Annotated in this window: 21 protein-coding genes; 9 read left to right on the top strand and 12 right to left on the bottom strand. The window is 74.5% G+C overall.

Annotation, left to right across the window (positions count from 1 at the left end):
- Positions 1 to 153: 153 nt before the first annotated feature.
- Positions 154 to 1,899, bottom strand: a complete 1,746-nt coding sequence (locus NPS70_RS01585) for a fatty acyl-AMP ligase (RefSeq protein ID WP_256521824.1) — start codon at positions 1,897 to 1,899, stop codon at positions 154 to 156.
- Positions 1,900 to 2,386: 487 nt separating this feature from the next.
- Between NPS70_RS01585 and NPS70_RS01580 the strand changes: the two genes are divergently transcribed.
- Complete coding sequence (locus tag NPS70_RS01580; RefSeq protein WP_256521823.1) at positions 2,387 to 3,448, top strand: MoxR family ATPase; 1,062 nt, start codon at positions 2,387 to 2,389, stop codon at positions 3,446 to 3,448.
- Entirely contained in the window at positions 3,445 to 5,256 is a 1,812-nt protein-coding gene (locus NPS70_RS01575) for a hypothetical protein (RefSeq protein WP_256521822.1), read from the top strand. The genes NPS70_RS01580 and NPS70_RS01575 overlap by 4 nt, the downstream gene beginning before the upstream one ends.
- Before the next feature lie 139 nt (positions 5,257 to 5,395).
- On the opposite strand, the gene NPS70_RS01570 is transcribed toward NPS70_RS01575, so the two are convergent.
- Entirely contained in the window at positions 5,396 to 6,043 is a 648-nt protein-coding gene (locus tag NPS70_RS01570) for a TetR/AcrR family transcriptional regulator (protein ID WP_256521820.1), read from the bottom strand.
- A 104-nt stretch (positions 6,044 to 6,147) separates the two neighbouring features.
- On the opposite strand from NPS70_RS01570, the gene NPS70_RS01565 reads away from it, so the two are divergent.
- Complete coding sequence (locus tag NPS70_RS01565) at positions 6,148 to 6,672, top strand: DUF1772 domain-containing protein (protein ID WP_256521818.1); 525 nt, start codon at positions 6,148 to 6,150, stop codon at positions 6,670 to 6,672.
- Between the two features lie 45 nt (positions 6,673 to 6,717).
- Here the strand turns inward: NPS70_RS01565 and NPS70_RS01560 are convergent, their stop codons facing one another.
- Together NPS70_RS01560 and NPS70_RS01555 are read right to left on the bottom strand one after the other, a co-directional pair.
- A complete protein-coding gene (locus tag NPS70_RS01560; protein ID WP_256521816.1) occupies positions 6,718 to 6,966 on the bottom strand; it encodes a DUF397 domain-containing protein in 249 nt (82 codons plus the stop codon).
- Positions 6,963 to 7,895: a helix-turn-helix transcriptional regulator gene (locus NPS70_RS01555; RefSeq protein ID WP_256521815.1), complete on the bottom strand. Its 933-nt coding sequence runs from the start codon at positions 7,893 to 7,895 to the stop codon at positions 6,963 to 6,965. The genes NPS70_RS01560 and NPS70_RS01555 overlap by 4 nt, the downstream gene beginning before the upstream one ends.
- Positions 7,896 to 8,059: 164 nt before the next feature.
- Between NPS70_RS01555 and NPS70_RS01550 the strand changes: the two genes are divergently transcribed.
- Positions 8,060 to 8,503 (top strand): ATP-binding protein, encoded by a 444-nt coding sequence (locus tag NPS70_RS01550; RefSeq protein WP_256521813.1) that lies wholly within the window; start codon positions 8,060 to 8,062, stop codon positions 8,501 to 8,503.
- Between the two features lie 143 nt (positions 8,504 to 8,646).
- Here NPS70_RS01550 and NPS70_RS01545 read toward each other — a convergent pair whose 3' ends face one another.
- The 3 genes from NPS70_RS01545 to katG form a co-directional block, all read right to left on the bottom strand.
- Positions 8,647 to 8,994 carry a VOC family protein gene (locus NPS70_RS01545; protein ID WP_256521812.1) on the bottom strand — a complete coding sequence of 116 codons (348 nt, stop codon included), beginning with the start codon at positions 8,992 to 8,994 and terminating at the stop codon, positions 8,647 to 8,649.
- 373 nt (positions 8,995 to 9,367) lie between these two features.
- Complete coding sequence (locus tag NPS70_RS01540; RefSeq protein ID WP_256521811.1) at positions 9,368 to 9,820, bottom strand: hypothetical protein; 453 nt, start codon at positions 9,818 to 9,820, stop codon at positions 9,368 to 9,370.
- A gap of 189 nt (positions 9,821 to 10,009) precedes the next feature.
- On the bottom strand, positions 10,010 to 12,241 hold the full coding sequence (gene katG, locus NPS70_RS01535) for a catalase/peroxidase HPI (RefSeq protein WP_256521807.1): 2,232 nt from the start codon (positions 12,239 to 12,241) through the stop codon (positions 10,010 to 10,012).
- Positions 12,242 to 12,605: 364 nt separating this feature from the next.
- Between katG and NPS70_RS01530 the strand changes: the two genes are divergently transcribed.
- A complete protein-coding gene (locus tag NPS70_RS01530) occupies positions 12,606 to 13,016 on the top strand; it encodes a Fur family transcriptional regulator (RefSeq protein ID WP_256521806.1) in 411 nt (136 codons plus the stop codon).
- A gap of 67 nt (positions 13,017 to 13,083) precedes the next feature.
- Here the strand turns inward: NPS70_RS01530 and NPS70_RS01525 are convergent, their stop codons facing one another.
- Positions 13,084 to 13,473 (bottom strand): VOC family protein, encoded by a 390-nt coding sequence (locus NPS70_RS01525; protein WP_256522206.1) that lies wholly within the window; start codon positions 13,471 to 13,473, stop codon positions 13,084 to 13,086.
- Between the two features lie 52 nt (positions 13,474 to 13,525).
- On the opposite strand from NPS70_RS01525, the gene NPS70_RS01520 reads away from it, so the two are divergent.
- On the top strand, positions 13,526 to 14,206 hold the full coding sequence (locus NPS70_RS01520) for a nucleoside/nucleotide kinase family protein (RefSeq protein WP_374211915.1): 681 nt from the start codon (positions 13,526 to 13,528) through the stop codon (positions 14,204 to 14,206).
- An 82-nt stretch (positions 14,207 to 14,288) separates the two neighbouring features.
- On the opposite strand, the gene treZ is transcribed toward NPS70_RS01520, so the two are convergent.
- Entirely contained in the window at positions 14,289 to 16,034 is a 1,746-nt protein-coding gene (gene treZ, locus NPS70_RS01515) for a malto-oligosyltrehalose trehalohydrolase (RefSeq protein ID WP_256522202.1), read from the bottom strand.
- A 149-nt stretch (positions 16,035 to 16,183) separates the two neighbouring features.
- On the opposite strand from treZ, the gene NPS70_RS01510 reads away from it, so the two are divergent.
- Positions 16,184 to 17,557: a GH1 family beta-glucosidase gene (locus NPS70_RS01510; protein WP_256521805.1), complete on the top strand. Its 1,374-nt coding sequence runs from the start codon at positions 16,184 to 16,186 to the stop codon at positions 17,555 to 17,557.
- Between the two features lie 94 nt (positions 17,558 to 17,651).
- Here the strand turns inward: NPS70_RS01510 and NPS70_RS01505 are convergent, their stop codons facing one another.
- Positions 17,652 to 18,545 carry a GNAT family N-acetyltransferase gene (locus NPS70_RS01505; RefSeq protein WP_256521803.1) on the bottom strand — a complete coding sequence of 298 codons (894 nt, stop codon included), beginning with the start codon at positions 18,543 to 18,545 and terminating at the stop codon, positions 17,652 to 17,654.
- Positions 18,546 to 18,845: 300 nt separating this feature from the next.
- Between NPS70_RS01505 and NPS70_RS01500 the strand changes: the two genes are divergently transcribed.
- Together NPS70_RS01500 and NPS70_RS01495 are read left to right on the top strand one after the other, a co-directional pair.
- Entirely contained in the window at positions 18,846 to 19,397 is a 552-nt protein-coding gene (locus NPS70_RS01500; protein WP_256521802.1) for a DUF1707 and FHA domain-containing protein, read from the top strand.
- Positions 19,398 to 19,556: 159 nt separating this feature from the next.
- On the top strand, positions 19,557 to 20,507 hold the full coding sequence (locus NPS70_RS01495; protein WP_256521800.1) for a cytochrome P450: 951 nt from the start codon (positions 19,557 to 19,559) through the stop codon (positions 20,505 to 20,507).
- Here the strand turns inward: NPS70_RS01495 and treY are convergent.
- Both treY and glgX read right to left on the bottom strand, forming a co-directional pair.
- Positions 20,464 to 22,896 carry a malto-oligosyltrehalose synthase gene (treY, locus tag NPS70_RS01490; protein ID WP_256521799.1) on the bottom strand — a complete coding sequence of 811 codons (2,433 nt, stop codon included), beginning with the start codon at positions 22,894 to 22,896 and terminating at the stop codon, positions 20,464 to 20,466. The two genes, NPS70_RS01495 and treY, sit on opposite strands and share 44 nt — an antisense overlap.
- 90 nt (positions 22,897 to 22,986) lie before the next feature.
- Entirely contained in the window at positions 22,987 to 25,104 is a 2,118-nt protein-coding gene (gene glgX / locus NPS70_RS01485; protein ID WP_256521798.1) for a glycogen debranching protein GlgX, read from the bottom strand.
- Between the last annotated feature and the right edge of the window lie 38 nt (positions 25,105 to 25,142).

The raw sequence follows: 25,142 nt of genomic DNA, 5'->3' as shown, positions 1-25,142 counted from the left end.
GAGGGGGCAGCGGGGCGTGTCCCGGCGCACGGGCGGCCGCCCTCGGCCGCCCCGGGCCCCGCGCACGGCGCGCGGTCCCCCCGGCGGTGGTGGCGGGTGCGGTGCCCCGGGCACCGCCGGGCGGGTGGGCCCGGGGTGCCCGGGGCCCGGGCGTCAGCTCACGACGGGTGCCTCCAGCACCGCGAGCGTCCCGCCGAGGTAGGCCGTGCGCGTCGCGCGGCGCTGGATCTTCCCGCTGGAGGTCTTCGGGATCGTGCCGGGCCGCACCAGCACCACGTCGTGCACCGGCAGCCCGCAGGCGTCGCCGACCGCCGCCCGGACGGCGTCCGCGATCTTCTCGGCCTCGCCCGCCATGTCGGGCTCGGTCTCCGCGACGAGCACCGGCCGCTCGCCCTCCGCCCCGCCGTCGACGGAGAACGCCGCCGTGCAGCCGGGGCGCAGCGCGGGGTGGGCGGACTCCGCGGCCAGCTCCAGGTCCTGCGGGTAGTGGTTGCGGCCGTCGAGCACCATCAGGTCCTTCAGCCGCCCGGTCACGAACAGCTCCCCGCCGCGCAGGAACCCCAGGTCACCGGTGCGCAGGAAGCGCCCCTCGCGGCGGGTGCCGTCCGGGCCGGGGGCGAAGGAGGCCCGGAAGGTCTCGCGGGTGGCCACGGCGTTGCGCCAGTAGCCCTTGGCCACGCTCGCCCCCGCCACCCAGATCTCGCCGGTCTCGCCGTCCGCCAGCTCCACCTTCCGCTCGGGGTCCGCGACGGCGACGGTCACGCCCTCCCCGGGCCGCCCGCAGCCGACGGCCGCCGCATCGGCCGGGTCGAGGCGCGGGCGCCCGGCCTCCGCCGCGTCGAGCAGCACCGGCGGTGCCCCCACCGGGCCGCCGCTGACCATCAGGGTGGCCTCGGCGAGCCCGTAGCAGGGGTACAGCGCCTCCCGGCGGAACCCGGCCGGGCCGAAGGTCGCGGCGAACCTGCGCAGCGTGGCCGGGCGCACCGGCTCGGCGCCGTTGAACGCCAGCTTCCAGGCGCTCAGGTCGAGCCCGTCGACGAACGCGGGGGTCGCGTGCTTCAGCGCCAGCTCGTAGGCGAAGTTGGGGCCGCCGCTGCTGTAGGGGCGGTAGCGGCTGACCGCGGTGAGCCAGCGGTCCGGCCGCTGGAGGAAGTGCAGGGGGGAGAACAGGGTGCTCGTCGCCCCGAGGAAGAAGGTGTTCAGCACCGGGGCGATGAGCCCCATGTCGTGGTAGACGGGCAGCCAGCTGACGAACAGCTCGTTGGCGTGCTCGGCCAGGATCTCCGGGGTGTGGCCCATCTGCCGGGTCAGCACCCGCTCGTTGTCCATCAGGTTGCCGTGGGTGACCATCACCCCGCGGGGTGCGGAGGTGGACCCGGAGGTGTACTGGAGGAAGGCCAGGTCCCCCTCGCCGACGCCCGGCTCGCGCCAGGAGGCCGCGGCCTCGTCGGGGATGTCCTCGGTGGCGACGCGGGGGACGTCCGCCAGGTCGGGCAGGTGGGCGGCCATGCCGTCCAGTGCCGCGATCGTCTCCCGGCCGCCGAGGACGACACCGGCGTCCGCGTCGTCGATCAGCCGTCTCATCCGGTTCAGGGCGCGGCGGTTGTCCGAGCGGCCCTGCGGGGGGACACCCGGGACGGCGGTGACCCCGGCCGCCAGGCAGCCGAGGAACCCGCAGACGAACTCCAGGCCCGGCGGGTACAGCAGCATGGCCCGTGACCCGGCGAGCCCCCGGTCCTGGAGCCGGGCGGCGATCGCCCGGGAGCGTGTGGCGAGGGCGCGGTAGGAGAGCTCCCGGACCTCGCCGTCGCTCTCGCCCGTGACGAGGAAGCGGTACGCGGTGCGGTCCGGCTGTCGATCGGCGTGCTCGGTCAGCAGGTCGACCAGGGAACGTGCCATAAGACGTGTCTCACCTGTTCGGTTCAGTAGGCGCGGAGCCGACGCGCGAGGGCGCGCGAGCGTGCGCGGGCGCACCCTGTGGCGGCCGCGACCGCTCCGGCCCCCTTGCCGGACCGGCAGCACGTGCCGTCCGCCCGGGGGCCCGGCACCGCGGCCGCTTCCCCCGTCCCCCCGTTCAGCTCGTTACCAGCGAGTGGAACGATAGCGATGTCCTCAGACCGGGCAGCGTCGAATTCACCCCGTTTCGGCTGCCATCGGTCATGGGGACGATATCAAGTTCCATCCCCCGTTCAGGTGAACCGGGTGTAAAAAGCACGGAGTTCCGCCATCTACCGGGTAGAGGGCGCACTCGCGGACGAGCGCGACAACCACGGCCCGCCCCCGCCCCCGCCGCGCGCCTCCCGCCGCACGAAAATCGGCTGCGCCCGGCGCCCGCGCTTCCCACACTGGGCGGACCGCCGTTGGTCGAACAGAGGAACTCCCGCCCGTGCAGGCTGCCGTGACCGTCACTCCCGCCCAGGTCCCCGAACTGCTGCTCGGGCTCGCCACCGTGCGGCCCGTCTTCCTCTGGGGAGCACCGGGCATCGGCAAGTCCTCCCTGGTGCGCGGCTTCGCCGACTCGCTCGGGCTGGAGTGCGTGAGCCTGCTCGGCACCCAGCTCGCCCCGGAGGACCTGATCGGCGTCCCCCAGATCCGCGACGGCCGCTCGGTGTTCTGCCCGCCCGAGGCCATCGCCCGCTCCGAGCCGTACTGCCTCTTCCTCGACGAGCTCAACGCCGCCTCGCCCGATGTCCAGAAGGCGTTCTACTCCCTGATCCTGGACCGCCGGATCGGCTCCTACGAGCTGCCCGAGGGCTCCATCGTCGTCGGCGCCGGCAACCGGGCCACCGACAACGCCCTGGCCCGCCCCATCGCCTCGGCGCTCGTCAACCGGCTCACCCACGTCCACCTGCGGGCCTCCGCCGCCGACTGGCTCGTCTGGGCGGGCGCCCACGGCATCCACCCCTGGGTGACCGACTACCTCACCGACCGCCCCGACCACCTGTGGTCCCAGCCGCCCAAGACCGAGGAGCCCTTCTCCACGCCCCGCTCCTGGCACATGCTCTCCGACGCCCTGCACTCCTTCGGGTCCGGCATCGACGAGGACACCCTGCGGGTGGTCGTCCACGGCACGCTCACACCCGCCCACGCCGTCTCCTTTTGCGGCTACGCCAAGATCGTCCGCCACACCTTCGGCATCGAGGCGATCCTCAAGGGCGACGCCTCCTGGCCCACCCGGCTCCAGGACCGCGACCTGCTCTACTACCTGGCCGACGCCTTCCGCGGACGGCTCGTCAAGGAGCTGCCCCGGCAGAAGGAGCACGTCTCCCCGGCGCTGCGCCAGACCGCGCACCGGGCCAAGGCGCTGCTCGTCCAGCTCGCCGAGATCTCCGTCGAGGTCGCCCAGACCGTGATCGCCGACGACGCGGACGGCCTGCCCGTGCTGCCCTCCTGGTTCCTCGTCGAGGCCGCCCGCGACATGCCCCGCCTGGTGGAGGCCCGCCGGTGAGCGGCGGCCACGGCGGCAGGCGCGACCGCCCGGACCCGGCCGCCGAGGCCTTCGCCGCCGGGCTCGCCCTGGTCAAGCGCAACCCGGCCCTCGCCGCCGTGGAGGCGGAGGTCTGCCGCCGGAAGAAGTGCGCCCGCACCCCCGCGGGCGGGCTCGCGGCCGTCGACTCCGGCGGAGTCGTCCACGTCCACCCCACCAAGCGGGCCGAGCCCGCCCAGTGGGCCTGGAGCCTCGCCCACTGCCTGCTCCACCTCGGCTTCGGCCACGTCCCCGCCTCCACGGAGCGCGTGCGCACCCAGCCCGACCGCTTCGCACGCGCCGCGCGCTGCGCCGTGGTCAACCGCTTCCTGCTCACCTTCCCCGTCGGCCGCGCCCCCGACCACCTGCCCGGGAGCTACCCGGGCGGCGACGAGGCCGAACTCGCCGCCCGCTGGCGCCGCGACGGCATCCCGGCCGCCTTCGAGCACTGCGGAACCGCCGGGGAGCACCCCGACCAGCTCCTCGTCACCTGGCCGTCATGGGAGGGCAGCACCCCGCCCGACTGGGAGACCGCCTTCGCCCATGCCCTCACCCGCAGCGTCTCGGCCTCGATGGACGACGCGGGCGGGCGGCGGGACCGCAGGACGGGCGAGCGCCTGCCCCAGCGTCCCTGGGACCGCGCCCTCAACTGGTTCGTCTCCTCCTACCCGCTGCTGGGCGGCCTCGCCGCCGGGCTCACGGTCGTCGCCGACGCCGAACTCGCCCGCGCCCAGGGCATCGCGATCGCCGCGGTCAGCGCGGTGGCGGGCGAGATCTACGTCAACCCGCTGCGCACCCTCACCGACGGGGAGTGGCGCTTCGTCCTCGCCCACGAGATGCTGCACGCCGCCCTGCGCCACGGCGAGCGCCGCGGTCCGCGCGACCCGTTCCTGTTCAACGTCGCCGCCGACTACGTCGTCAACGGCTGGCTGGTGGAGATGCGCGTCGGCGACATGCCCGAAGGGCTGCTCCACGACCCCGCGCTGGCGGGCCTGTCGGTGGAGGAGGTCCACGACCGGATCGCCACCGACCTGCGCCGCCACCGGCGCCTCGCCACCCTGCGCGGCCGGCACGCGGGCGACATCCTCGGGGACGCCCTCCCGCACCCCGGCGCGAAGCCGTACACGGACCTCGACGAGTTCTACCGCCGCGGCCTGACCCAGGGCTTCGAGCTGCACTGCGCGGGGGAGCGGGGGCTGCTGCCCGCCGGGCTGGTGCAGGAGATCCGCACCCTCGCCCACCCGCCCGTGCCGTGGGACGCCCGCCTGGCGCGCTGGTTCGACGCCTACGTCCCGCGCCCGGAGCCCGTGCGCTCCTACGCCCGCCCCTCCCGCCGCCAGGCATCCACGCCCGGCATCCCGCGCGCCGGGCGGTACTTCCCCGAGGAGGAGGTGCCGCGCTGCACCTTCGGCGTGGTCCTCGACACCTCCGGCTCCATGGGCACGCCCCTGCTGGGCAAGGCCCTCGGCGCGATCGCCTCCTACGCCGAGGCCCGCGACGTCCCGGCGGCCCGGGTGGTGTTCTGCGACGCGGCCGCCTACGACGCCGGGTACCTCCCGCCGAGCGAGATCGCGGGCCGGGTCCGGGTGCGCGGGCGCGGCGGCACCGTGCTCCAGCCGGGGATCGACCTGCTGCACCGCGCCCGGGACTTCCCGCCGGACGCGCCGGTGCTGGTCATCACCGACGGCTGGTGCGACGTGCTGCGGGTGCGCCGCGAGCACGCCTACCTCGTGCCGCTGGGCGCCTCGCTGCCGTTCACCCCGAAGGGCCCGGTCTTCCGCCTGACCTGACCAGACCTCACCTGGCCTGGCCCGACCTGGGCGTGGTTCCGCTCCCGCGGCACACGCATGGGCTCGCGGAACGTCCCGGGCATGCCCGCCGATCACCCCGACGCACCGGCATGCCCCGGCGTCCCCGCTGGAGCCGGGCTCAGTCCCCGTCCGGGGCGCCGCCCGATCCGTGTGCGGTCAGGGTCAGGAAGCGGTCCACGGCACGGCGGGCGCGGTCCTGGATGTCGGTCGGTGGCGGTTCGCCGAGGAGCACGCGGATCTGGCTGTCGGACACGACCAGGCCGTAGAGCAGACGGAAGGCGTCCTCGGGCTCGCCGATGGCCAGCTCGCCGTCCTCGGCCAGCCGGGCCAGGTAGTCGGCGACCAGGGGGCCGGTGGTGTGGCGGCCTTCCGCGAGCAGGACGTCGGCCAGCTCGGGAGCGGCGATCGCGGCACGGTTCAGGGTGATCGAGTAGGTGCCGAGGAGCAGTTGCAGCAGGCTGACGGCGAAGCCGGTCAACGTCTCCCGGGGGTCGGAGCGGCGTTCGAGTGCGGCGGCCATCTGGGCGTTGGCCAGTTCCGACTGGCGGCGGATCATGGCGGCGAACAGGCCGCGCTTGTTGCCGAACCAGTGGTAGAGCGTCTCCTTGGACGCACCCGCGCGGCGGGCGATGCCGAGCATGGTCGTCCCCGCGTAGCCGTGCTGCACCAGCTCCGCGAAGGCGGCTTCCAGCACGGCCGCCCGCCGCGCGTCCGCCTCTCCCTGCCGCGGACGGCCCCTGCGGCTGTCACCTTGACGCGGTGTCACGATCCTCCTCGCTCGATCCGGGCCCGACCGGCCGGCGGGCTTGACAATCGTACCTGCTGGTTCGTTTCATTAACCGTACCAGCAGGTACGCTTTTGGAGGCGTCATGGCCAGCACCATCCCGACCGTGTTCCGTGTCTTCCTGATCGCCGCGCTGCTCGCCATGGGCGCGATAGCGGGGTTCTTCTACGCCTACGAGGTCTCCGTCACCACCGGCCTGGCCGAGGTGGACGACGCCACGTACGTCACCGCCATGCAGGCGATCAACAGCGTGATACGCAACGCGCCCTTCGCGATGTCGTTCTTCGGGGCGATCGTGCTGACCGCCGTCGCCCTCGTGCTCGCCTGGCGCGCCGCCGGGTGGAGGTCGGCCACGTTCTGGCTGATCGCCGCGGCGCTGGCCACCTACCTGCTCGGAGGCTTCGGGGTCACGTTCGCCCTCAACGTGCCGCTCAACGAGGAACTCGCGGGCGTCTCCCTCGCGGCGCACCAGGACCTCTCCGGCATCCGCGCCGACTACGAGTCCCAGTGGAACCGGTGGAACACCCTGCGGACCGTCGCCTCCCTGACGGCCTTCGCCCTCCTCGCCGGGTCCGCCGTCACCCGCACCGGGCGCCCCCGGCGCGGGTGACCGCCGCCCCTGGCGCCGAGAAGCCCGCCGGGCCCGGGGTGCCGCTCAGGCCCGGTGGGCGTGGCCGACGAAGGCGGCCCAGGCGCGGGGGCCGACGGCGAAGCGGGGGCCGTCGGGCACCTTGGAGTCGCGGACGTGGACGGCGTCGGGGCACGCCGCGACCTCCACGCAGTCGTCGCCGGACCCGCTGCTGTAAGTCGAGGTGCGCCAGGAGAGGGCGACCTCGACGCAGGAGTCGCCGGACCCGCTGCTGTAGCTGCTCTTGAACCAGGCCAGTGCACCGCTGCCGCTCATGTCGCTCCTCGTATCCGCCGCAACAGGCCCAGGGATTCCGTCAACGGGAGAGCCTGTGACCGCATCCTGGCATACCGCATCTGGAGCATGCTGACCACCGCCGCGTCGGCGATCAGCTGCCCGCTCTCCTGGCCCTCGCCGTATCCCAGCCACTGGTGCTCCGGGGTCTCCAGCAGCCGCAGCGGACCGTGCAGCCCCGCATGGCTCTCCCGCACCAGCGGCATCACCTGGACCTCCACGTTCTGCAGCTGCGCCAGCTCGATCACCCGGTCCAGCTGCCCCCGGGTGACCTCCGGGCCGCCCAGCCCCCGCCGCAGCACATGCTCCTCCACGATGAAGCTGTAGGCCGTGTTCGGACGCTCCGTCAGCAGCCGCTGCCTCCCGATTCGCTGGGCCAGCTGCGCCTCGATCTGCGCGTCCCCGAGGGGCGGCAGTTGGTCCATGAACAGCCGCAGGGCGTACGCCTCCGTCTGGAGCAGGCCCGGCACCAGGCGGCACTCGTAGGTGGACAGACTCAGCGCCCTCGCCTCCAGCGCCGCCCACTGCCGGAACCAGCTCGCCAGCCCCGGCTGCCGGGACAGGTGCCGCGCCGCCCCCGTGAGCGCCCCGAAGGCGTCCAGCACCTCCTCCGCCCGGTCCACGAAGGCGTCCGGAGGGAAGCGCCGCCCCTGCTCGATGGAGGCGACGGTCGGCAGCGAGTACCGCACCAGGGGCGCGAACTCCTCCTGCGTCAGGCGCGCCCGCCTCCGGAACGCCTTGACCACGGCCCCGAACGCCCTGAGGCTGTCCGAGACCTCCGGCTCCCCGCCGCCCCCCGCGCCCGCTCTGGTCTGGCCGCTGTCCGTCCCGGCCCCGCCGCTGCCGCCCGTCCCGGCGCCGCCACCGCCCGCCGCCCTGGTCTCGCCGTCGCTGCCCGCCGACCCCGTCATGCGCGTCCACCTCCCGTGCACGGTCCCTGGGTCGGGCAACGCCCGCACCCCGGCCATCGTCACGGCCGGAGACCCCTACCGTCCACCCTGCGTACCCGTACGCACACCCAGCGTACGGGTCGGTGATCTGGGGTACGGCGCCCGGCGGGGCCAGGCTCGGCCCCATGCACTCACCCCTGGCCCCCCAGCAGCAGGGCACCGTCCGCGTGTTCACCCAGCGCTTCAGCTCCACTCCGCTCGGCGCCCGCCTCGCCCGCCGCCTGGCGCTCCACCAACTCGACGTCTGGGGCATCCCCCACGGCTCCGGGACCTCCGCCACCGCGGCCGTCGTCGTCGCCGAGCTGGCCGCCAACGCGGCCACCCACGGGCGCGTCCCCGGACGCGACATCGAACTGCGGCTCACCCTCACACCGGACCGGCTGCGCATCGAGGTCTCCGACACCCGCGGCGAACGCCGCCCGCCCGCGCCCGGCAGCCTCCCCGCACCCGACCCCGCCTCACCCGGCGGGCGCGGCCTGCTCCTCGTCGACACCCTGGCCGACCGCTGGGAGGTCCGCGACCGGGTCCCGCTCGGCAAGACCGTCCGGGCCGAACTCGACCTGGAGTGAGGGGGGTTTGACGTGCACCCCCGTGGGCCGGGCGGGCCCCGCCCGCCCCCGCTCGGCGCCGGAGGCAGGGGCGTCACCTGCCCCCGCGCCCGGTACCGGGGCCGCGGAGGAGTCCGGCTCCCCGCGAGCCGGCCGGCGGACCGTCAGCGGTGGCCCAGCACGTTGACCACCCGGCCGTTGGGGTCCCGGACGAAGAACCGCCGCACCCCCCACTCCTCGTCCTGCAGGGGGTGGACGATCTCCGCGCCGCTGTCCCGCACGGCCGCGTAGGCCGCGTCCACGTCGTCCACCTCGATGCTCATGTCGGGAACGACGGGCGCGGTCTTGTCACCGGCCATGAGGCTGATCTGCGCCGTCGGGCTGGACGGGGACGCGAGCGTCCTGATCCAGCCGTGGTTCATGACCTCCTCGAATCCGAGCAGGCCGTAGAACTCCCGGCTCTCCTGCGCAGCTTCCGACTGGACATTGGGTACGACACGGCGAACGGCCATCGACAGCTCCAAGGTGACAACAGACCGGGGTTGAGGCTCCCCAGAAGTACTACGCCACACCGGCCGGCACACGCACCGTCGATACACGCCCTCGCCGCGTGATGATGATTCGACCGGACCGGTCAGACCGAAACAGCGTCGGGAACCCGGGGTGAAGGCGAAATCCACTCCCCTCGCGGATCTGGGGCATCCTTCCCCCAGGCCCCCTCAAGGGGGAACGGCCTGCCAACCGATGGAGCGCGTCCCGCCGACCTCCCCGTGAGCCGGGACGAGCCTGAGGCTGTTTCCTGTCGATCGCCACCCGGGCAAGCAGGTGGCAGGGGCGCATGGCGCGGCCTTCGAGCAGCCGGTGGCCGCACCCACGGTCGGCCGCTCACGGCTGCTGGTCTCCGGACACGATCGCGACCCTCCACTGCGCAGCACCCCCGGACACCTGCACCATCAGGCGCTGCGGCGTCCTCTCCGTGTGGACGGTGCCCACGGTGCGGACGCCGTCGCAGGCGACGGGATGAGGGCTGCCCTCGTCGTCCTGGTCCGCGATCGCCACCTCGCCCGTGCCGGTGCAGGAGGCGTAGATGGTGTAGACGTCCTGGTCGGGGGTGAAGTCGGGCAGGTGCCGGTCCTCGCCGTCCGCCGTCTCGGGTACCAGGACCCGCGCGTCGTCGGGCACGTCCAGGGAGGGAGGCGTCGCGGTGGGTTCGGGCGAGGGAGGGGCTGAGGAGGTCGTGGAACCGGGGTGGGGAGGGGGGCTCTCTTCGGCACCACCGGTGCAGCCCCCGACGAGAAGGGCCGTGGCGGCGGCAGCGACGAGGAGGTGACGGCGCAAGGTGTCTCCTGGGGATATGCGGACGGGGGCCCCGTGCAGGGGCCGGGCGCGGTGGTCAGCTGACCCTCCAGCCCTCCCGGTCACCCCACCCGAACCACGAGATCCCGCCCGGTCGCGGCGACCGGACGGGATCTCGTCAACCACCCCTGAGCCGGGTCGGGAACAGCCGACTCCGGGGAGGGGGAGGGATCAGGCGACGTCGAAGCGGTCCAGGTCCATCACCTTGGCCCACGCGGCGACGAAGTCGTCCACGAACTTGCGGCGCGCGTCGTCGCTCGCGTACACCTCGGCCAGCGCCCGCAGCTCCGCGTTGGAGCCGAAGACCAGGTCGGCCCGGGTGCCGGTCCAGCGGACCTCGCCCGTGGCGGCGTCGACGCCCTCGAAGGTGCCCGCGTCCTCGGCCACCGGCCGCCACGTCGTGCCCAGGTCGAGCAGGTTGACGAAGAAGTCGTTGGTCAGCCGCCCCGGCGTGCGGGTCAGGACGCCGTGCTGCGAGTTTCCGGTGTTCGCCCCCAGCACGCGCAGACCGCCGACCAGGACCGTCATCTCCGGGGCGCTCAGGGTCAGCAGGTTGGCCCGGTCGACCAGCAGGTACTCGGCGGGCAGCCGGTTGCCCTTGCCGAGGTAGTTGCGGAAGCCGTCCGCGGAGGGCTCCAGCGCGGCGAAGGACTCCACGTCCGTCTGCTCCTGCGTGGCGTCCGTGCGGCCCGGGGTGAACGGCACCTCCACCGCCACGCCCGCGTCCTTCGCCGCCTGCTCCACCGCCGCGCCGCCCGCGAGGACGATCAGGTCGGCGAGCGAGACGCCGTGTCCGGCCGGGGCGGAGGAGTTGAAGGACTCCCGGATGCCCTCCAGGGTGCGCAGCACCACGGCGAGGCTGTCGGGCTCGTTGACCTCCCAGCCGCTCTGCGGCTCCAGGCGGACGCGGGCGCCGTTGGCGCCGCCGCGCATGTCGCTGCCGCGGAAGGACGCGGCGGAGGCCCAGGCCGTGGAGACCAGCTGGGAGACCGTCAGGTCCGACTCCAGCACCCGGCGCTTGAGGTCGGCCGCCTCCTCGGCGGTCAGCGGCGCGACGTCGGCCTCGGGTAGCGGGTCCTGCCACAGCAGCACCTCGCTCGGCACCTCCGGCCCCAGGTAGCGGGCGACCGGGCCCATGTCGCGGTGGGTGAGCTTGTACCAGGCGCGGGCGAAGGCGTCCGCGAACTCGTCCGGGTTCTGGTGGAAGCGCCGCGAGATCTGCTCGTAGGCCGGGTCGAAGCGCAGCGACAGGTCGGTGGTGAGCATCGTCGGCGCGTGCGTCTTCGCCGGGTCGTGGGCGTCCGGCACGGTGCCGGCGCCGGCACCGTCCTTCGGCCGCCACTGGTGGGCTCCGGCCGGGCTCTTGAACAGCTCCCACTCGTAGCCGAAGAGGATGTCGAAGAAGCTGTTGTCCCAGGCGGTCGGGGTGTCGGTCCAGATGCCCTCCAGACCGCTGGTGATGGCGTCCCCGCCCTTGCCGGTGCCGTGGGTGCTGCGCCAGCCCAGGCCCTGCTCCTCGATCGGGGCGGCCTCCGGGTCCGCGCCCACGGACTCGGCCGGACCGGCGCCGTGGGTCTTGCCGAAGGTGTGGCCGCCGGCGATCAGCGCGACGGTCTCCTCGTCGTTCATCGCCATCCGGCGGAAGGTCTCGCGGATGTCGCGGGCGGCCGCGATCGGGTCCGGGTTCCCGTTGGGGCCCTCGGGGTTGACGTAGATCAGGCCCATCTGGACCGCGCCGAGCGGGTTCTCCAGCTCGCGGTCGCCCGTGTAGCGCTCGTCGCCGAGCCAGGTGGACTCGGGGCCCCAGTAGACGTCCTCCTCGGCCTCCCAGACGTCCGGGCGGCCACCGGCGAAGCCGAAGGTCTTGAAGCCCATCGTCTCCAGGGCGACGTTGCCGGTGAGGATCAGCAGGTCGGCCCAGGAGATCGCCTGGCCGTACTTCTTCTTGACCGGCCACAGCAGACGGCGGGCCTTGTCCAGGTTGCCGTTGTCCGGCCAGCTGTTGAGGGGCGCGAAGCGCTGCTGGCCCGCCCCGGCGCCGCCGCGGCCGTCGCTGATGCGGTAGGTGCCCGCGCTGTGCCAGGCCATCCGGATCATCAGCGGGCCGTAGTGCCCGAAGTCGGCCGGCCACCAGTCCTGCGAGGTGGTCAGCACCTCGGCGATGTCCCGCTTCACGGCGGCGAGGTCGAGGTTCCCGAAGGCCTCGGCGTAGTCGAAGTCCTCGCCGAGGGGGTTGGCCACGGCCGGGTTCTTGGCGAGGATCTTCAGGTTCAGCCGCTCCGACCACCACTGCCGGTTGCCACCGCCCTGCGTCGGGTGCGGCGCGCGGCCGTGCGCGACCGGGCAGCCGCCCGCCTCCTCCGTCTTCGGGTCGGTGACGATCGCGTCCGGGTTCTCGGCCATGGGATTCCTCTCGGGCTGTGCGGTTCGTGGGGCTCGCAAGTGCCAGGCGGTGGAAGAGCCGGGGAACGGGTCCCGGTCCGCCGTCCCCGCTCCGGGGGCGCTCGGCGTCCGTCGGGGCGGGGGAGGGGCGGCGCGGGCGGCCTTCAGGGTCGGACGGGTGCCGCCGGTCCCGCGGAGGGCGGTCCTGTCATGTCTCACGTCTCCTGCCGTGCCGCAGTCTCCTGCTCCCTTGGCCATCGCCGGATCCGATCCTACGATGGACTCTGTCCAGGTCAAGAAGCTCGCCTGAGGTACATCAGATCGGGTCTCGGACATGACCTGGTGACACGTGTGTGTCGCGTCGGCCCGGAAGAGGTGAACACCGGTGAGCGACCTGCTGAGGCGCCTGCGCGCGCGGGGGTGGCGGGTGACCGCGCAGCGGCGCGTCGTCGCGGAGGTCCTGGACGGGGAGCATGTGCACCTCACCGCGGACGAGGTGCACGCCCGCGCGGTCCTGCGGCTGCCGGAGGTCTCCCGGGCGACGGTCTACAACACCCTGGGGGAGCTGGTCCTGCTCGGCGAGGTCGCGGAGCTGTCCACCGACGGCCGTGCCAAGCGCTACGACCCCAACGCGCACCGGCCGCACCAGCACCTGGTCTGCACCGGCTGCGGCCTCATCCGCGACGTCCGCCCCACCGGGGACCCGCTCGACGGGCTCCCCGCCGCGCAGCGCTTCGGCTTCACCCTGTCCGGTGCCGAGGTGGTCTACCGCGGGCTGTGCCCGTCGTGCGGCTGACCTGGGGTGGAGCGGCGGCGACCCTCGGCGGGGGCCGGTGCGGGCGCGGTGCGGAACGGCGGCCTCCTCACCGCGGCTCCAGCAGGTCCCAGCGGTTGCCGTAGAGGTCCTCGAAGACCGCGACCGTGCCGTAGGGCTCGTGGCGGGGCTCCTCCAGGAAGGCGACGCCCGCCGCGGTCATCCGGGCGTGGTCCCGTGCGAAGTCGTCGGTGTGCAGGAAGAAGCCGACCCGGCCGCCGGTCTGCGCGCCGACGCTCGCCCGCTGGGCCCCGCCCTCCGCGCGGGCCAGCAGCAGGCCCGTGCCCTCCGCCGCTCCCGGGGGCCGTACGACCACCCAGCGGCGGCCGCCGCCCCGGTCGGCGTCCTCCGCCAGGCGGAACCCGAGGGCGTCGGTGTAGAAGGCGATGGCCTCGTCGTAGTCGGCGACCACCAGGGTCACCAGGGCGAGGGAGGGCAGGGAGGGCATGGCAGAACGTTATACGTATGATCCGCGTGGGACAATCACCGCCGTGCCCTCCTTCGCCGCGCCCCTCCCCGACCACCCCGACCGCACCGGGCTCCCGGCCGGCCTGCCGGAGCGCGCCCGCGCCCTCGCCGGGCCCGGGGAGCGGCGGGTGCTCGGCATTGCGGGGGCCCCGGGCGCCGGGAAGTCCACCCTCGCCGCCCGCCTCGTCGCCGCACTGGGTCCGCAGCACGCCGTGCTGGTGCCGATGGACGGCTTCCACCTGGCCGGGAGGGAGCTCCGGCGCCTGGACAGGGCCGGACGCAAGGGTGCCCCGGACACCTTCGACGCCGCCGGATACGCCGCCCTGCTGGCCAGGCTGCGCACCCCGGAGCCGGGAGTGACCGTCTACGCGCCCTGCTTCGACCGCCTCGTCGAGGAACCCCTGGCCGGGGCGGTGCCCGTGCCGCCGCACGTGCCCCTGGTGGTCACCGAGGGCAACTACCTGCTCCACGACGAGGGCCACTGGGCGCGGGTGCGCCCGCTCCTGGACGAGGCGTGGTTCCTGGAGGCGCCGGGCGCGCTGCGCGTGCGGCGGCTGGTCGAGCGGCATGTGCGCTTCGGCAAGGAGCGCGCCCGGGCCGAGCGCTGGGTCCGCGACACCGACGAGCCCAACGCCCGCCTCGTCGCCCGCGGCAGGAGCCGGGCCGACCTGGTCGTGGCCCTCCCCGGGGACAGCGGGGCCTGAGCGGGGCACCGCGACCGGGCCCGCTGCCGGCCCGGGCACCGCGGGGCCCGCCCGCGACCGCACCCGGCCGCCCGCCGTGTGCTCAGCTCCCCGCCAGCACCACGCAGCTCTCCGGCGACAGACGCAGCACCCCGTCCCCGTCCGGAACCCGGACCTTGCCCCACGCGGCGGCGATCCGCCCGCCCCCGCCCACCGGGATCTCGGCCTGCCCGGCACCCAGGTTGACCGCGATCAGCAGCTCGCCGCGCCGGTACGCCAGCCAGCGGCCCTGCTCGTCGAAGGCGATCCTGAGCGCCGCCAGGTCCGGGTCCGTCAGGTCCGGCGCGCCGCGGCGCAGAGCGATCAGCTCCCGGTGCCAGGCCAGCAGGTCCGCGTGGGGCTCCCGGGCGCGCTCGGCGCGGTCCAGGCAGGACCGCTCCCGGGTGGCGGGCGACTGCGGGTCGGGGATCTGGTCCCGCCGCCAGCCGTGCTCGGCGAACTCCCGCCGCCTGCCCGCCCGGACGGCCTCGGCCAGCTCCGGGTCGGTGTGGTCGGTGAAGTACTGCCAGGGCGTCCCGGCGCCCCACTCCTCGCCCATGAACAGCATGGGGGTGAACGGCCCCGTGAGCACCAGCAGCGCCGCGCAGGCCAGCAGCCCCGGGGTGAGCCCGGCCGAGAGCCGGTCGCCCAGCGCCCGGTTGCCGATCTGGTCGTGCGTCTGGGCGAAACCGACGAAGCGGTGCGCGGGCGCGGAGGCGACGTCCACCGGGCGGCCGTGGGTGCGCCCCCGGAACGTCGAGTACGTGCCGTCGTGGAAGAACGCCCGGGACAGCGTCTTGGCCAGGGCCGCCATCGGCGCGGCCGCGAAGTCGGCGTAGTAGCCCTGCGCCTCGCCCGTCAGCGCGGTGTGCAGCGCATGGTGGAAGTCGTCGTTCCACTGCGCGTGCAGGCCGATGCCGCCCGCGGTGCGGGGTGTGGTCGTGCGCGGGTCGCAGCGGTCGGACTCGGCCACCAGGAACAGCGGCCGCCCGAGGTCCCGCGCCAGTCCGTCCACGGCCGCGCCCAGCTCCTCCAGGAAGGTGAGCGCGCGGGAGTCGGCCAGGGCGTGCACGGCGTCCAGGCGCAGGCCGTCCAGCCGGTAGTCGCGCAGCCACGCCAGCGCGCTCTCCAGAAAGTAGGCGCGCACCTCGTCCGAGCCCGGGGCGTCGAGGTTGACGGCGGAGCCCCACGGGGTGTGGTGGGTGTCGGTGAAGTAGGGCCCGAAGGCGGGCAGGTGGTTGCCCGCCGGGCCGAGGTGGTTGTGCACCACGTCGAGGACGACGCCGATGCCGAGGCCGTGCGCGGCGTCGACGAAGCGCTTCAGGGCCGCCGGGCCCCCGTAGGGCTCGTGCACGGCCCAGGGGGCGACCCCGTCGTACCCCCAGCCGTGCACCCCCGGGAACGGGCACAGCGGCATCAGCTCCACATGGGTGATGCCCAGTTCGGCCAGTTCCCCGAGGTGCCCGGCGGCGGCGTCCAGGGTCCCCTCCCGGGTGTAGGTGCCCACGTGCAGCTCGTACAGGACCGCGCCGCGCAGGCCCCGTCCCGGCCACGGGTGGCGCCAGGCGAAGGTGCCGTGGTCGACCACGGCGCTCGTGCCGTCGGGGCCGTCGGGCTGGCGGCGGGAGCGGGGGTCGGGCCGCACCGGGCCGCCGTCGAGGGCGAAGCCGTAGCGGGAGCCGTCCTGCGCCGGGGCCTCGGCGGCCCACCACCCGGCCCGTCCCTGGGCCGGCTCCATCGGCACCGGTTCGCCCTCCAGCCACAGCGTCACCCGCTCCTCGGCGTTCGGTGCCCACACCTCGAACAGCAGCACTGGCGTCCCCTCGTGGTCGTCGCCGCTTGCGTCGCTCCCGTGCCCGCCCGCCGGACCGCACCTCGCCGCCGGTCCGGGCGTGCCCGTCCATCCTGGCAAGTCCGGGGTCTTCTGGCGGGGTGCTTGGGCCATTAAGGTCACTCCCCATGCCGACGCCGCCGCACGAGCCGCTGCCCGCGTTCCCGTCCGGCTTCCTGTGGGGTGCCGCCGCCTCCGCGTTCCAGACCGAGGGGGCCGCGGACACCGACGGCAAGGGCCCCTCGGGGTGGGACGCCTTCGCCGCCGCCGGACGCATCAAGGACGGCGCCGACGCCTCGCGCGGCACCGGGTTCCACGCCCGCTACCGGGAGGACGTCGCCCTGCTCGCCGGACTCGGCGCCGACGCCTTCCGCTTCTCGGTGAGCTGGCCGCGGGTCGTCCCCGGCGGGCGGGGCCCGGTCAACGCCCGCGGCCTGGACTTCTACGACCGGCTGGTGGACGAGCTCTGCCGGCACGGCATCGCACCCGCACCGACCCTGTACCACTGGGACACCCCGCTCCCCCTGGACGAGGCGGGCGGCTGGCTGAACCGGCACACGGCCGAGCGCTTCGCGGAGTACGCGGCCGAGGTCGCCGCCCGCCTCGGGGACCGGGTCGGGATGTGGATGACCCTCAACGAGCCCGCCGAGGTGACCCTGCTCGGCTACGCCCTGGGGGAGCACGCCCCCGGCAGGCGCCTGCTGTTCGACGCCCTGCCCGCCGCCCACCACCAGCTGCTCGCCCACGGCCTCGCCGCGCGGGCGCTGCGTGCGGCGGGCGCGCGGCGGGTCGGCATCGCCGTCTCCCACTCGCCGGTGCTGGCCGCGGGGGAGGGGGAGGCGGACCGGGCGGCCGCCGGGCTGTACGACACGCTCACCAACCACCTCTTCTCGGACCCGCTCCTCACCGGCGCCTACCCCGACGAGGCGATCGCCTCCCTGATGCCCGGTCCGGTCGCGGAGGACCTGGCGGTCATCGCCGCGCCCCTCGACTTCTACGGCGTGAACTACTACCACCCGATGGTGGTGGGAGCCCCGGAGCAGGGGGCTCCGTCCGGGTTCGGGGGCGTCGCGGTGCCCGGGGACCTCCCGTTCGGCCTGCGGGAGTACCCCGGGGCGGAGCGCACCGGCTTCGGCTGGCCCGTCGTCCCCGAGGGGCTGCGCGAGCTGCTGCTCGGGCTGGATGCGCGCTACGGGCGGCGGCTGCCGCCCGTCGTCGTCACGGAGAACGGCTGCTCCTACGCCGACGCGGCGGACGACCACCGCCGCATCGCCTTCCTGGACGCCCACCTGCGGTCCCTGCACCGGGCCATCGGCGACGGGGTCGACGTGCGCGGCTACTTCACCTGGTCGCTCACGGACAACATCGAGTGGGTGGAGGGCGCGGCACAGCGCTTCGGGCTCGTCCATGTCGACTACACGACCCTGGAGCGCACACCGAAAGCCTCCTACCACTGGTACCGGGAGGTGATCGCGGCCCAGAAGGGCCGCGCGGCGTCCTGACGGCGGCCACCGCCGCGACGGCCCCGGCGGGGCGCCCGGGGGAGGGGGACCGCCCGGGGGACGGGCCGCCGCCGGCGGCGGCCCGTCCGGCAGCTCAGCCGCGCCCGGGGACGAGGCTGATGCGCTCGGCCGCCACCGGGTGGCCCGCCCGGGCGAAGTTCCGCGCCATCGGGACGTTGGCCTGGTCGGTGGCGCCCTTGACGAGCTGCGCCCCGCGCTCGGCGAGGAAGTGGGTGCACTCGGCCAGCAGGTCCAGCGAGTAGCCCCGGCCGCGCTGCTCGGGCACCACCCCGATGAAGCCGATGCACGGCCCGCCCGGGTTGTGCGCGGGGACGTGGATGCCGACGAACTCGCCGCCGGGCGTGTGGGCCACCTGCCACCACCGGCGGGGCGAGGGGCACCAGCGGAAGAAGTCCAGCTCCTCCTGGGCCGCCTGGTCCAGGCCGCCCTCGGCGACGGCGCGCCGTGCGTGGGCGTCCAGGGTGTCGGAGTGGATGCGGCGCAGGGCGTCGAAGAACACCGCGTCGTCGGCCTCCGGGCGGAAGCGCAGCCGCCCCGGCCGCTCCGGCAGCCCGCACCGCGGGGTCCAGTGGTAGAGGTAGCGCTCGGCGAGCACCTCGTACCCGGCCGCCCGTGCGGCCCGCAGCCGGGTCTCCCCGGCGGCGCGGGTCACCGGGGAGCCGCGCCACCCGGCGGGGAGGTCGAGTTCCAGCTCCACCCGGTGCGGGGCGGTGCGCAGCAGGGCGGCGCCCGCCTCCTCCTCGCCCTCGGCGACGTCGAACCAGTTGATGTTCACGGGGGTGGTGTCGTCGGGGCCGCCCCACCAGGCCCCCCGGGCGACGACCACGCCGTCGCGCAGGGCCACCCTCTTCCACTCGGGCCGGTGGACGGTGCGGGCGTGCGCGGCGGCGAGGCCGAGCGGGTCGGGCAGGGTGTCGAACAGCGCGGCGTCGTGCGCGTCGAGCGCACGGATGACCAGTCGGGTCACGGGAGGGTCCTCCGGGAAGACAGGCTCTGCGGAGCGCTCCCGGTCAGACGGCGGACGCCGGGCGGCAGGGCAGGGAGCGCGGGGATCGTGTGGGTGTCACGGCACTCGCCTCCTCTCCTGTTCCAGGGCGTCGCGGCCACGGTAGACGCGGCGGCCCGCCCCGGTCCACCGGTTTTCCGCCGCCCGGCCGCACCCGCCTCCCCCGGCTCCGCGGCGTAACTCCCGTACGGCGGGCGGGGATCGGCGGACCACGGCCGCTCTTCTGGACACCTCGGGTGCCCCCGGCGGACAATCCTCCGTGTGACGTCGTCCCATGAGCTGCCCTCCTGCCCCGTGCGGGTCTCCGATGCCGAGCGCGAGCACGCCCTGGCCGTGCTGCGGGAGGGCGCTGCCCAGGGGCGGCTGTCGCACGACACCTTCGTCCAGCGGATGGAGCTCGTCCTGGCCGCGCGCAGGCCGGAGGAGCTGGCGGCGCTCACCTCCGACCTCGCCGCCCAGGACGGCCGGATCTCCCGGGGCCTGTACGGTCTCGTGGGCCGGATGTCCGCCTTCTCGGTGCGGATGCGGCGGGCCTGGCAGGCGGAGAAGCTGCCGCCGCTGCTGCTGCCCGAGCCCGGGCCGGACCCGCTGCGCATCGGCAGGGACCCGGCCAACGGGCTGCGCCTCACCCACGACTCCGTCTCCCGGATGCACGCCGAGCTGAGCCACCAGGCGCGGCTGTGGGTGCTCAGGGACCTCGGCTCCACCAACGGGACCACGGTCAACGGGCGCCGGCTGACCGGCTCCATCGTCGTCCAGGACGGCGACATGGTCGGCTTCGGCAACGTGCTGTTCCGCCTGACCGCGCGCTGACCCTCCGGCGGCCGGGCGAGAGGGGCTCCGCCGCCCCGGCCCGTCACCCTCCGAAATCACCCGAACGGCCGTACGGGGCCTGCGGTGCGGGGGCGGCGGTGGTGGCCTGGAGTCGACCGCGCACCACGAGGAGCCGCGGCCGCGACAGGGGAGTTGCCGATGCACGCGGACACCCATGCCACGCCCGAGCCCGCCCCGCCCCGCCCCTCGGCCGTCCCGCCGGGCCCCTCCTCGCACCGGGTCAGCCTGCTGCCGGGGCTGCCGACCGGAAACGAGCACGAGCTCTACGAGGGCTACCGGCGCCTGCGCGAGGACCACCCGCTCACCTACGACGCCTCCGTGGGAGCCTGGCTCCTGAGCCGCTACCGCGACGTCGCCACCGCGCTGACCGACCTCCGCTTCACCCACGGCCACCGGCCGGGCGACGCCGCCTGCGCGCCCCACGCCGCGCCGGTGCCGGGCGCGCTGCGCGAGGTGGTGGAGCGCACCGCGTACGTCCTGGCGCGGCGCATCGCCGACCGCTCGCAGGCGGACCTGGTGGAGGAGTTCTGCCGGTGGCTGCCCTCGGGCGCGGTCGGGGTGCGCGGCAGGAACGCCGGGCGCGCCCTGCTCGCCGGGCGGTGCGTCGCCCAGGTACCGGTGCGGGAGAAGGCACTCGCCTCGTTCCTCGCCAACGTCCTCGACCACCCGGACCGGCTCGCGGCCCTGCGCGCGGAGCCCCGGCTGATACCGCGGGCCTGGACGGAGTCCCTGCGGCGCGACCCGCCCGTCCTCGTGGTCATCCGCCGGACCGCCGCCAAGGTCGCCCTCAGCGGGGGGACGCTGCCGCCCGGTGCCACGGTGGCCTGCCTGATCGGGGCCGCGGGCCGGGACCCGGAGCGGTTCCGCGACCCCGACCGCTTCGACATGCTGCGCGGCGACCCCGGGCAGCTGACCTACGGACTGGGCGGCTGCCCGGCGGTGGGCCTCGCCGCGATGGAGGCGGAGTACGGCCTGCGGGCGCTGATGGCGGCCATGCCGCGCATCCGGTGGGCGGAGGGCTTCCGCCCCGTCTCCAGCGGTCTGATCACCCGCTCCCCGAAGACGCTGCTGGTGCGTCCGCGCGGCTGAGGAGCGCCACCGGGCGCCGCGCGAACAGCTCGGCCAGGGCCACCGTGCCCCCGGCGAACCGCCGGCCGCCGCCGAGCAGATCGACCCACTCACCGGGCGGCAGGGGCAGGCTCGTGCCGCTCCAGCCGCCGCGCCGGGCCAGGCGCATCGACAGCCTGGTCACGGCGGTGACGACCGCGCCCGACCGGTGGAAGGCGACGCAGTGGTCGGCCGCGGGGCCCTCGGCCGCCAGCGGCGCGTAGCCCGAGCCGGGGCCGAAGGACTCCGGCCGCTCGCGGCGCAGCCGCAGTGCCGCCGCCGTGAGCGCCAGCTTCTCCGCACCCAGCTCGGAGCCGGCGCCCGGGCCGGTGACCGGCGCGCTTCCCGGCGCGGACGCGGCCGGGGCGGCGCCCGGCCCGGCACCGGGCCCCGCGACCGCCGGGAAGTCCACGGGTGCGCGGTTGTCCGGGTCCACCAGGGCCAGGAACTCGCCCTCCGACCCCTGGTAGACGTCCGGCACCCCGGGCATGGTCAGGTGCAGCAGGGCCGCGCCCAGCACGTTCGCCCGCACATGCGGCGCGAGTCCGGCCACCAGCCGCGCCACCGCCTCCCGTCCCGCCCCCGCGGGCCCCGCGCCGACGAAGGCCGAGACCGCCTTCTCGTACGCCGGGTCGGCCTCCGTCCAGCTGGTGCGCACCCCGGCCTCGCGGACCGCCTTGAGCAGCGCCCCCTCCAGCCGGTCCGCGTCCGGGGTGCCGAGTCCGACGGCCGTCTGCCAGGCGACCCAGGCGAGCTGCGGGTCCGGCGCCGGGACGTGGGAGGCGATGCCGTCGAGGAAGGCGGTCCACCGCTCCGGGCACTCCGACAGCACCGCGATGCGCGCGCGGACGTCGGCGCTGCGCTTGGTGTCGTGCGTCGTCAGCACCGTGCCGGTGGCGGCCCAGTCCTCGGCGAGGCGGCCGCAGAAGCGGTGGAAGGCCGCCGGGGCGACGGCCGGGTCCCCCGGGTCCCCGCCGACCTCGTCGGCCGAGATCAGGGGGGCGTAGCGGTAGAAGGCCGTGTCCTCCACCGACTTGGCCCGCAGCGCCGAGGAGGTCTGGGCGAACCGCGCCCGGAAGCGTACGTGGTCCGGGCCGTCGCCCAGTCTGCCGAGCGCCAGATCGCGGACGGCGTCCACGGCCGCGGCCTCCTCCTCCACGGTGAACGCCGCCCGTGCGGCGCGCGCCGCCTCCTCCGGCAGCGCCTCCTCCTCCCCGACCCGGTACGGGCGGTAGACCGGCACCCGCACCAGCAGCTCGCGCAGTGCGGTGCCGAGGGCCCACGGCGCCAGGTCCGCGAGCCGCACGTCGGCGGAGCAGATCCGCTCGGCGAGCCGGACCAGGGTGGCCGTCTCCGCGGCCAGTTCGTGGGTCACCACCTCGTACGCCGCCCGGCGCACGGTCGCCTCCCACCGCCCGCCCAGAGCGTCCTCGACCCCGGTGGTGTCGCGGTAGGCGCCGATCAGCCGGCGCAGCCCCTGCGGGTCGGTGAACAGCCCGTCGACGCGGTGCAGCGCGTCGTACCCGGTGGTCCCGGCGACGGGCCAGCCGGACGGAAGACGCTCGGGTCCGGTGAGGATCTTCTCCACGACGATCCAGCAGGACGCGCCCGCGGCCTCGTGCAGCCGGCGCAGATAGCCCTCCGGGTCGGCCAGCCCGTCGGGGTGGTCCACGCGCAGGCCCTCGACCACGCCGTCGTGCACCAGCTCCAGGATCTTGGCGTGCGTGGCCTCGAAGACCGCCGGGTCCTCCACGCGGACGCCGATCAGGTCGGAGACCGTGAAGAAGCGCCGGTAGTTGAGCTCCGTGCGGGCCAGCCGCCACCAGGCGAGCCGGTACCACTGGGCGTCGAGCAGCTCCCCCAGCGGCAGGTGGGCCGTGGACTCCCGCAGGGGGAAGCGCTGCTCCCCGTGGTGCAGCTCCCCGCCCTCGACCCGCAGCCGGTCGAGCTCGGCGCCGAGGCGCCCGGGGAGTACCGGCAGGAGCACCCTGCCGTCCCCCGCCGACCAGTCGATGTCGAACCAGTGCGCGTAGGGGGAGGAGGGGCCCTCGCGCAGCACCTCGCGGAAGGCCCGGTTGTGGCGGGGGACGGCCGCCATGTGGTTCGGCACGATGTCCACCACCAGCCCGAGGCCGTGCGCCCGGGCGGTCCGCGCCAGGGCGCGGAGCCCCTCCTCGCCGCCGAGCTCCTCCCGCACCCGGCCGTGGTCGACGACGTCGTAGCCGTGCGTCGAGCCGGGCACCGCCTCCAGCACCGGCGACAGGTGCAGGTGGGAGACGCCGAGGGCGGCGAGGTACGGGACCGCAGCCGCCGCGGAGGCGAAGGTGAAGTCCGGCTGGAGCTGGAGCCGGTAGGTGGCCGTGGGTGTCATGCGAACACACGTACCCGCTGTGAACGGTTCTGTGCCGTTCCGTGCACCCGTTCGGTCCATCGGGTGATGTTCCGCGCCACCGGGAACCTTCTACGCGGGGCGGCGCAGCACCGTCAGACTCCGCGCCACCAGGCGCAGCGACTCTCCCGCGGTGGCCTTCGGGCCCTGCCCGGGCGGGATCCCGTCGGCTTTCGCCGTGTCCACGACGACCTGCCACTCCTCCCCGTGGTTCACCGGAACGGTGAAGTCCAGGTCCTCCGCGCTCGCGTTGAACATCAGCAGGAAGGAGTCGTCGGAGATCCGCTCGCCGCGCGGCCCCGGCTCGGAGATCGCATGGCCGTTCAGGAACACCGACAGCGCCTTGGCGTGGGCCGCCTGCCAGTCCCGCTGCACCATCTCCTCGCCGCGGGGGGTGAACCAGGCGATGTCGGTCAGCTCGTCGTGGGTCCCCTCCACCGGGCGACCGTGGAAGAAGCGCCGCCGCCGGAAGACGGGGTGGTCCCGCCGCAGCCACACCATGGTCTTGGTGAACGCCAGCAGCGGCCCCTCCTCCGCGCCCGGCTCGGGCCAGTGCACCCAGGCCAGCTCGTTGTCCTGGCAGTAGGCGTTGTTGTTGCCGTGCTGGGTGCGGGCGAACTCGTCGCCGTGGCTGAGCATGGGCACGCCCTGGGAGAGCATCAGGGTGGCGATGAAGTTGCGCATCTGGCGCTCGCGCAGCTCGTTCACGCCCTTGTCCTCGGTCTCCCCCTCCGCTCCGCAGTTCCACGAGCGGTTGTGGCTCTCCCCGTCGCGGTTGGACTCGCCGTTGGCCTCGTTGTGCTTGTGGTTGTAGGAGACCAGGTCGTTCAGGGTGAAGCCGTCGTGGCAGGTCGTGAAGTTGATCGAGGCGAGCGGGCGCCGCCCGTCGTCCTGGTAGAGGTCCGAGGAGCCCGTCAGCCGGGAGGCGAACTCCGCCAGCGTCCGCGGCTCGCCACGCCACAGGTCGCGCACGCAGTCGCGGTACTTGCCGTTCCACTCCGTCCACAGCGGCGGGAAGTTGCCGACCTGGTAGCCGCCCTCTCCCACGTCCCAGGGCTCGGCGATCAGCTTGACCTGGCTGACCACGGGGTCCTGCTGCACCAGGTCGAAGAAGGAGGACAGGCGGTCCACCTCGTGGAACTGGCGTGCGAGGGTGGCGGCCAGGTCGAACCGGAAGCCGTCCACGTGCATCTCGGTCACCCAGTACCGCAGCGAGTCCATGATCAGCTGGAGCACGTGCGGACTGCGCATCAGCAGGGAGTTCCCCGTGCCGGTGGTGTCCATGTAGTAGCGGCGGTCCTCGGTCAGCCGGTAGTACGACTCGTTGTCCAGGCCGCGGAACGACAGCGTGGGCCCCAGGTGGTTGCCCTCCGCCGTGTGGTTGTACACGACGTCCAGGATCACCTCGATGCCCGCCTGGTGCAGTGCCCTGACCGCCTGTTTGAACTCCAGCACCTGCTCCCCCCGGTCCCCCCAGGAGGCGTAGGCGTTGTGCGGGGCGAAGAAGCCGATCGTGTTGTAGCCCCAGTAGTTGCCCATACCCGCGTCGACCAGGCGGTGGTCGTTGACGAACTGGTGCACCGGCATCAACTCGATCGCCGTCACCCCCAGTTCGGTCAGGTGCGAGATCACCGCGGGATGGGCCAGGCCCGCATAGGTGCCGCGCAGCTCCGGCGGCAGCTCCGGATGGAGCATCGTCAGGCCCTTGACGTGCGCCTCGTAGATCACCGTGCGGTGGTAGTCCGTGCGCGGCGGGCGGTCGTCGCCCCAGTCGAAGTAGGGGTTCACGACCACCGAGGACATCGTGTGCGGCGCCGAGTCCAGGTCGTTGCGCGAGTCCGGGCGGCCGAAATGGTAGCCGTAGACCGACTCGTTCCAGTCGACCGAACCGCTCACGGCCCGCGCGTAGGGGTCCAGCAGCAGCTTCGCCGAGTTGCAGCGCTGCCCGTTCTCCGGCGCGTACGGGCCGTGGACCCGGAAGCCGTAGCGCTGCCCGGGCATCACCCCCGGCAGGTAGGCGTGCCGGACGAACGCGTCCGTCTCGCGCAGCTCGACGGCCGTCTCCGAGCCGTCGTCGTGCAGCAGGCACAGCTCGATCCGCCGAGCGGCCTCGGAGTGCACCGCGAAGTTGGTTCCGGCGCCGTCGTACGTGGCACCGAGTGGGTACGCCTGTCCCGGCCAGACCTGCATAGATACGACTCTTCCACTTCTGATCCGGGGTACGGGGA

This window comes from Streptomyces sp. C10-9-1 (assembly GCF_024497955.1).
In the GTDB taxonomy this organism is placed as follows: Bacteria; Actinomycetota; Actinomycetes; order Streptomycetales; family Streptomycetaceae; genus Streptomyces; species Streptomyces sanyensis.
The sequence above is the reverse complement of the archived record's forward strand: the minus strand, read 5'-3'. Positions and strand labels throughout refer to the sequence as shown.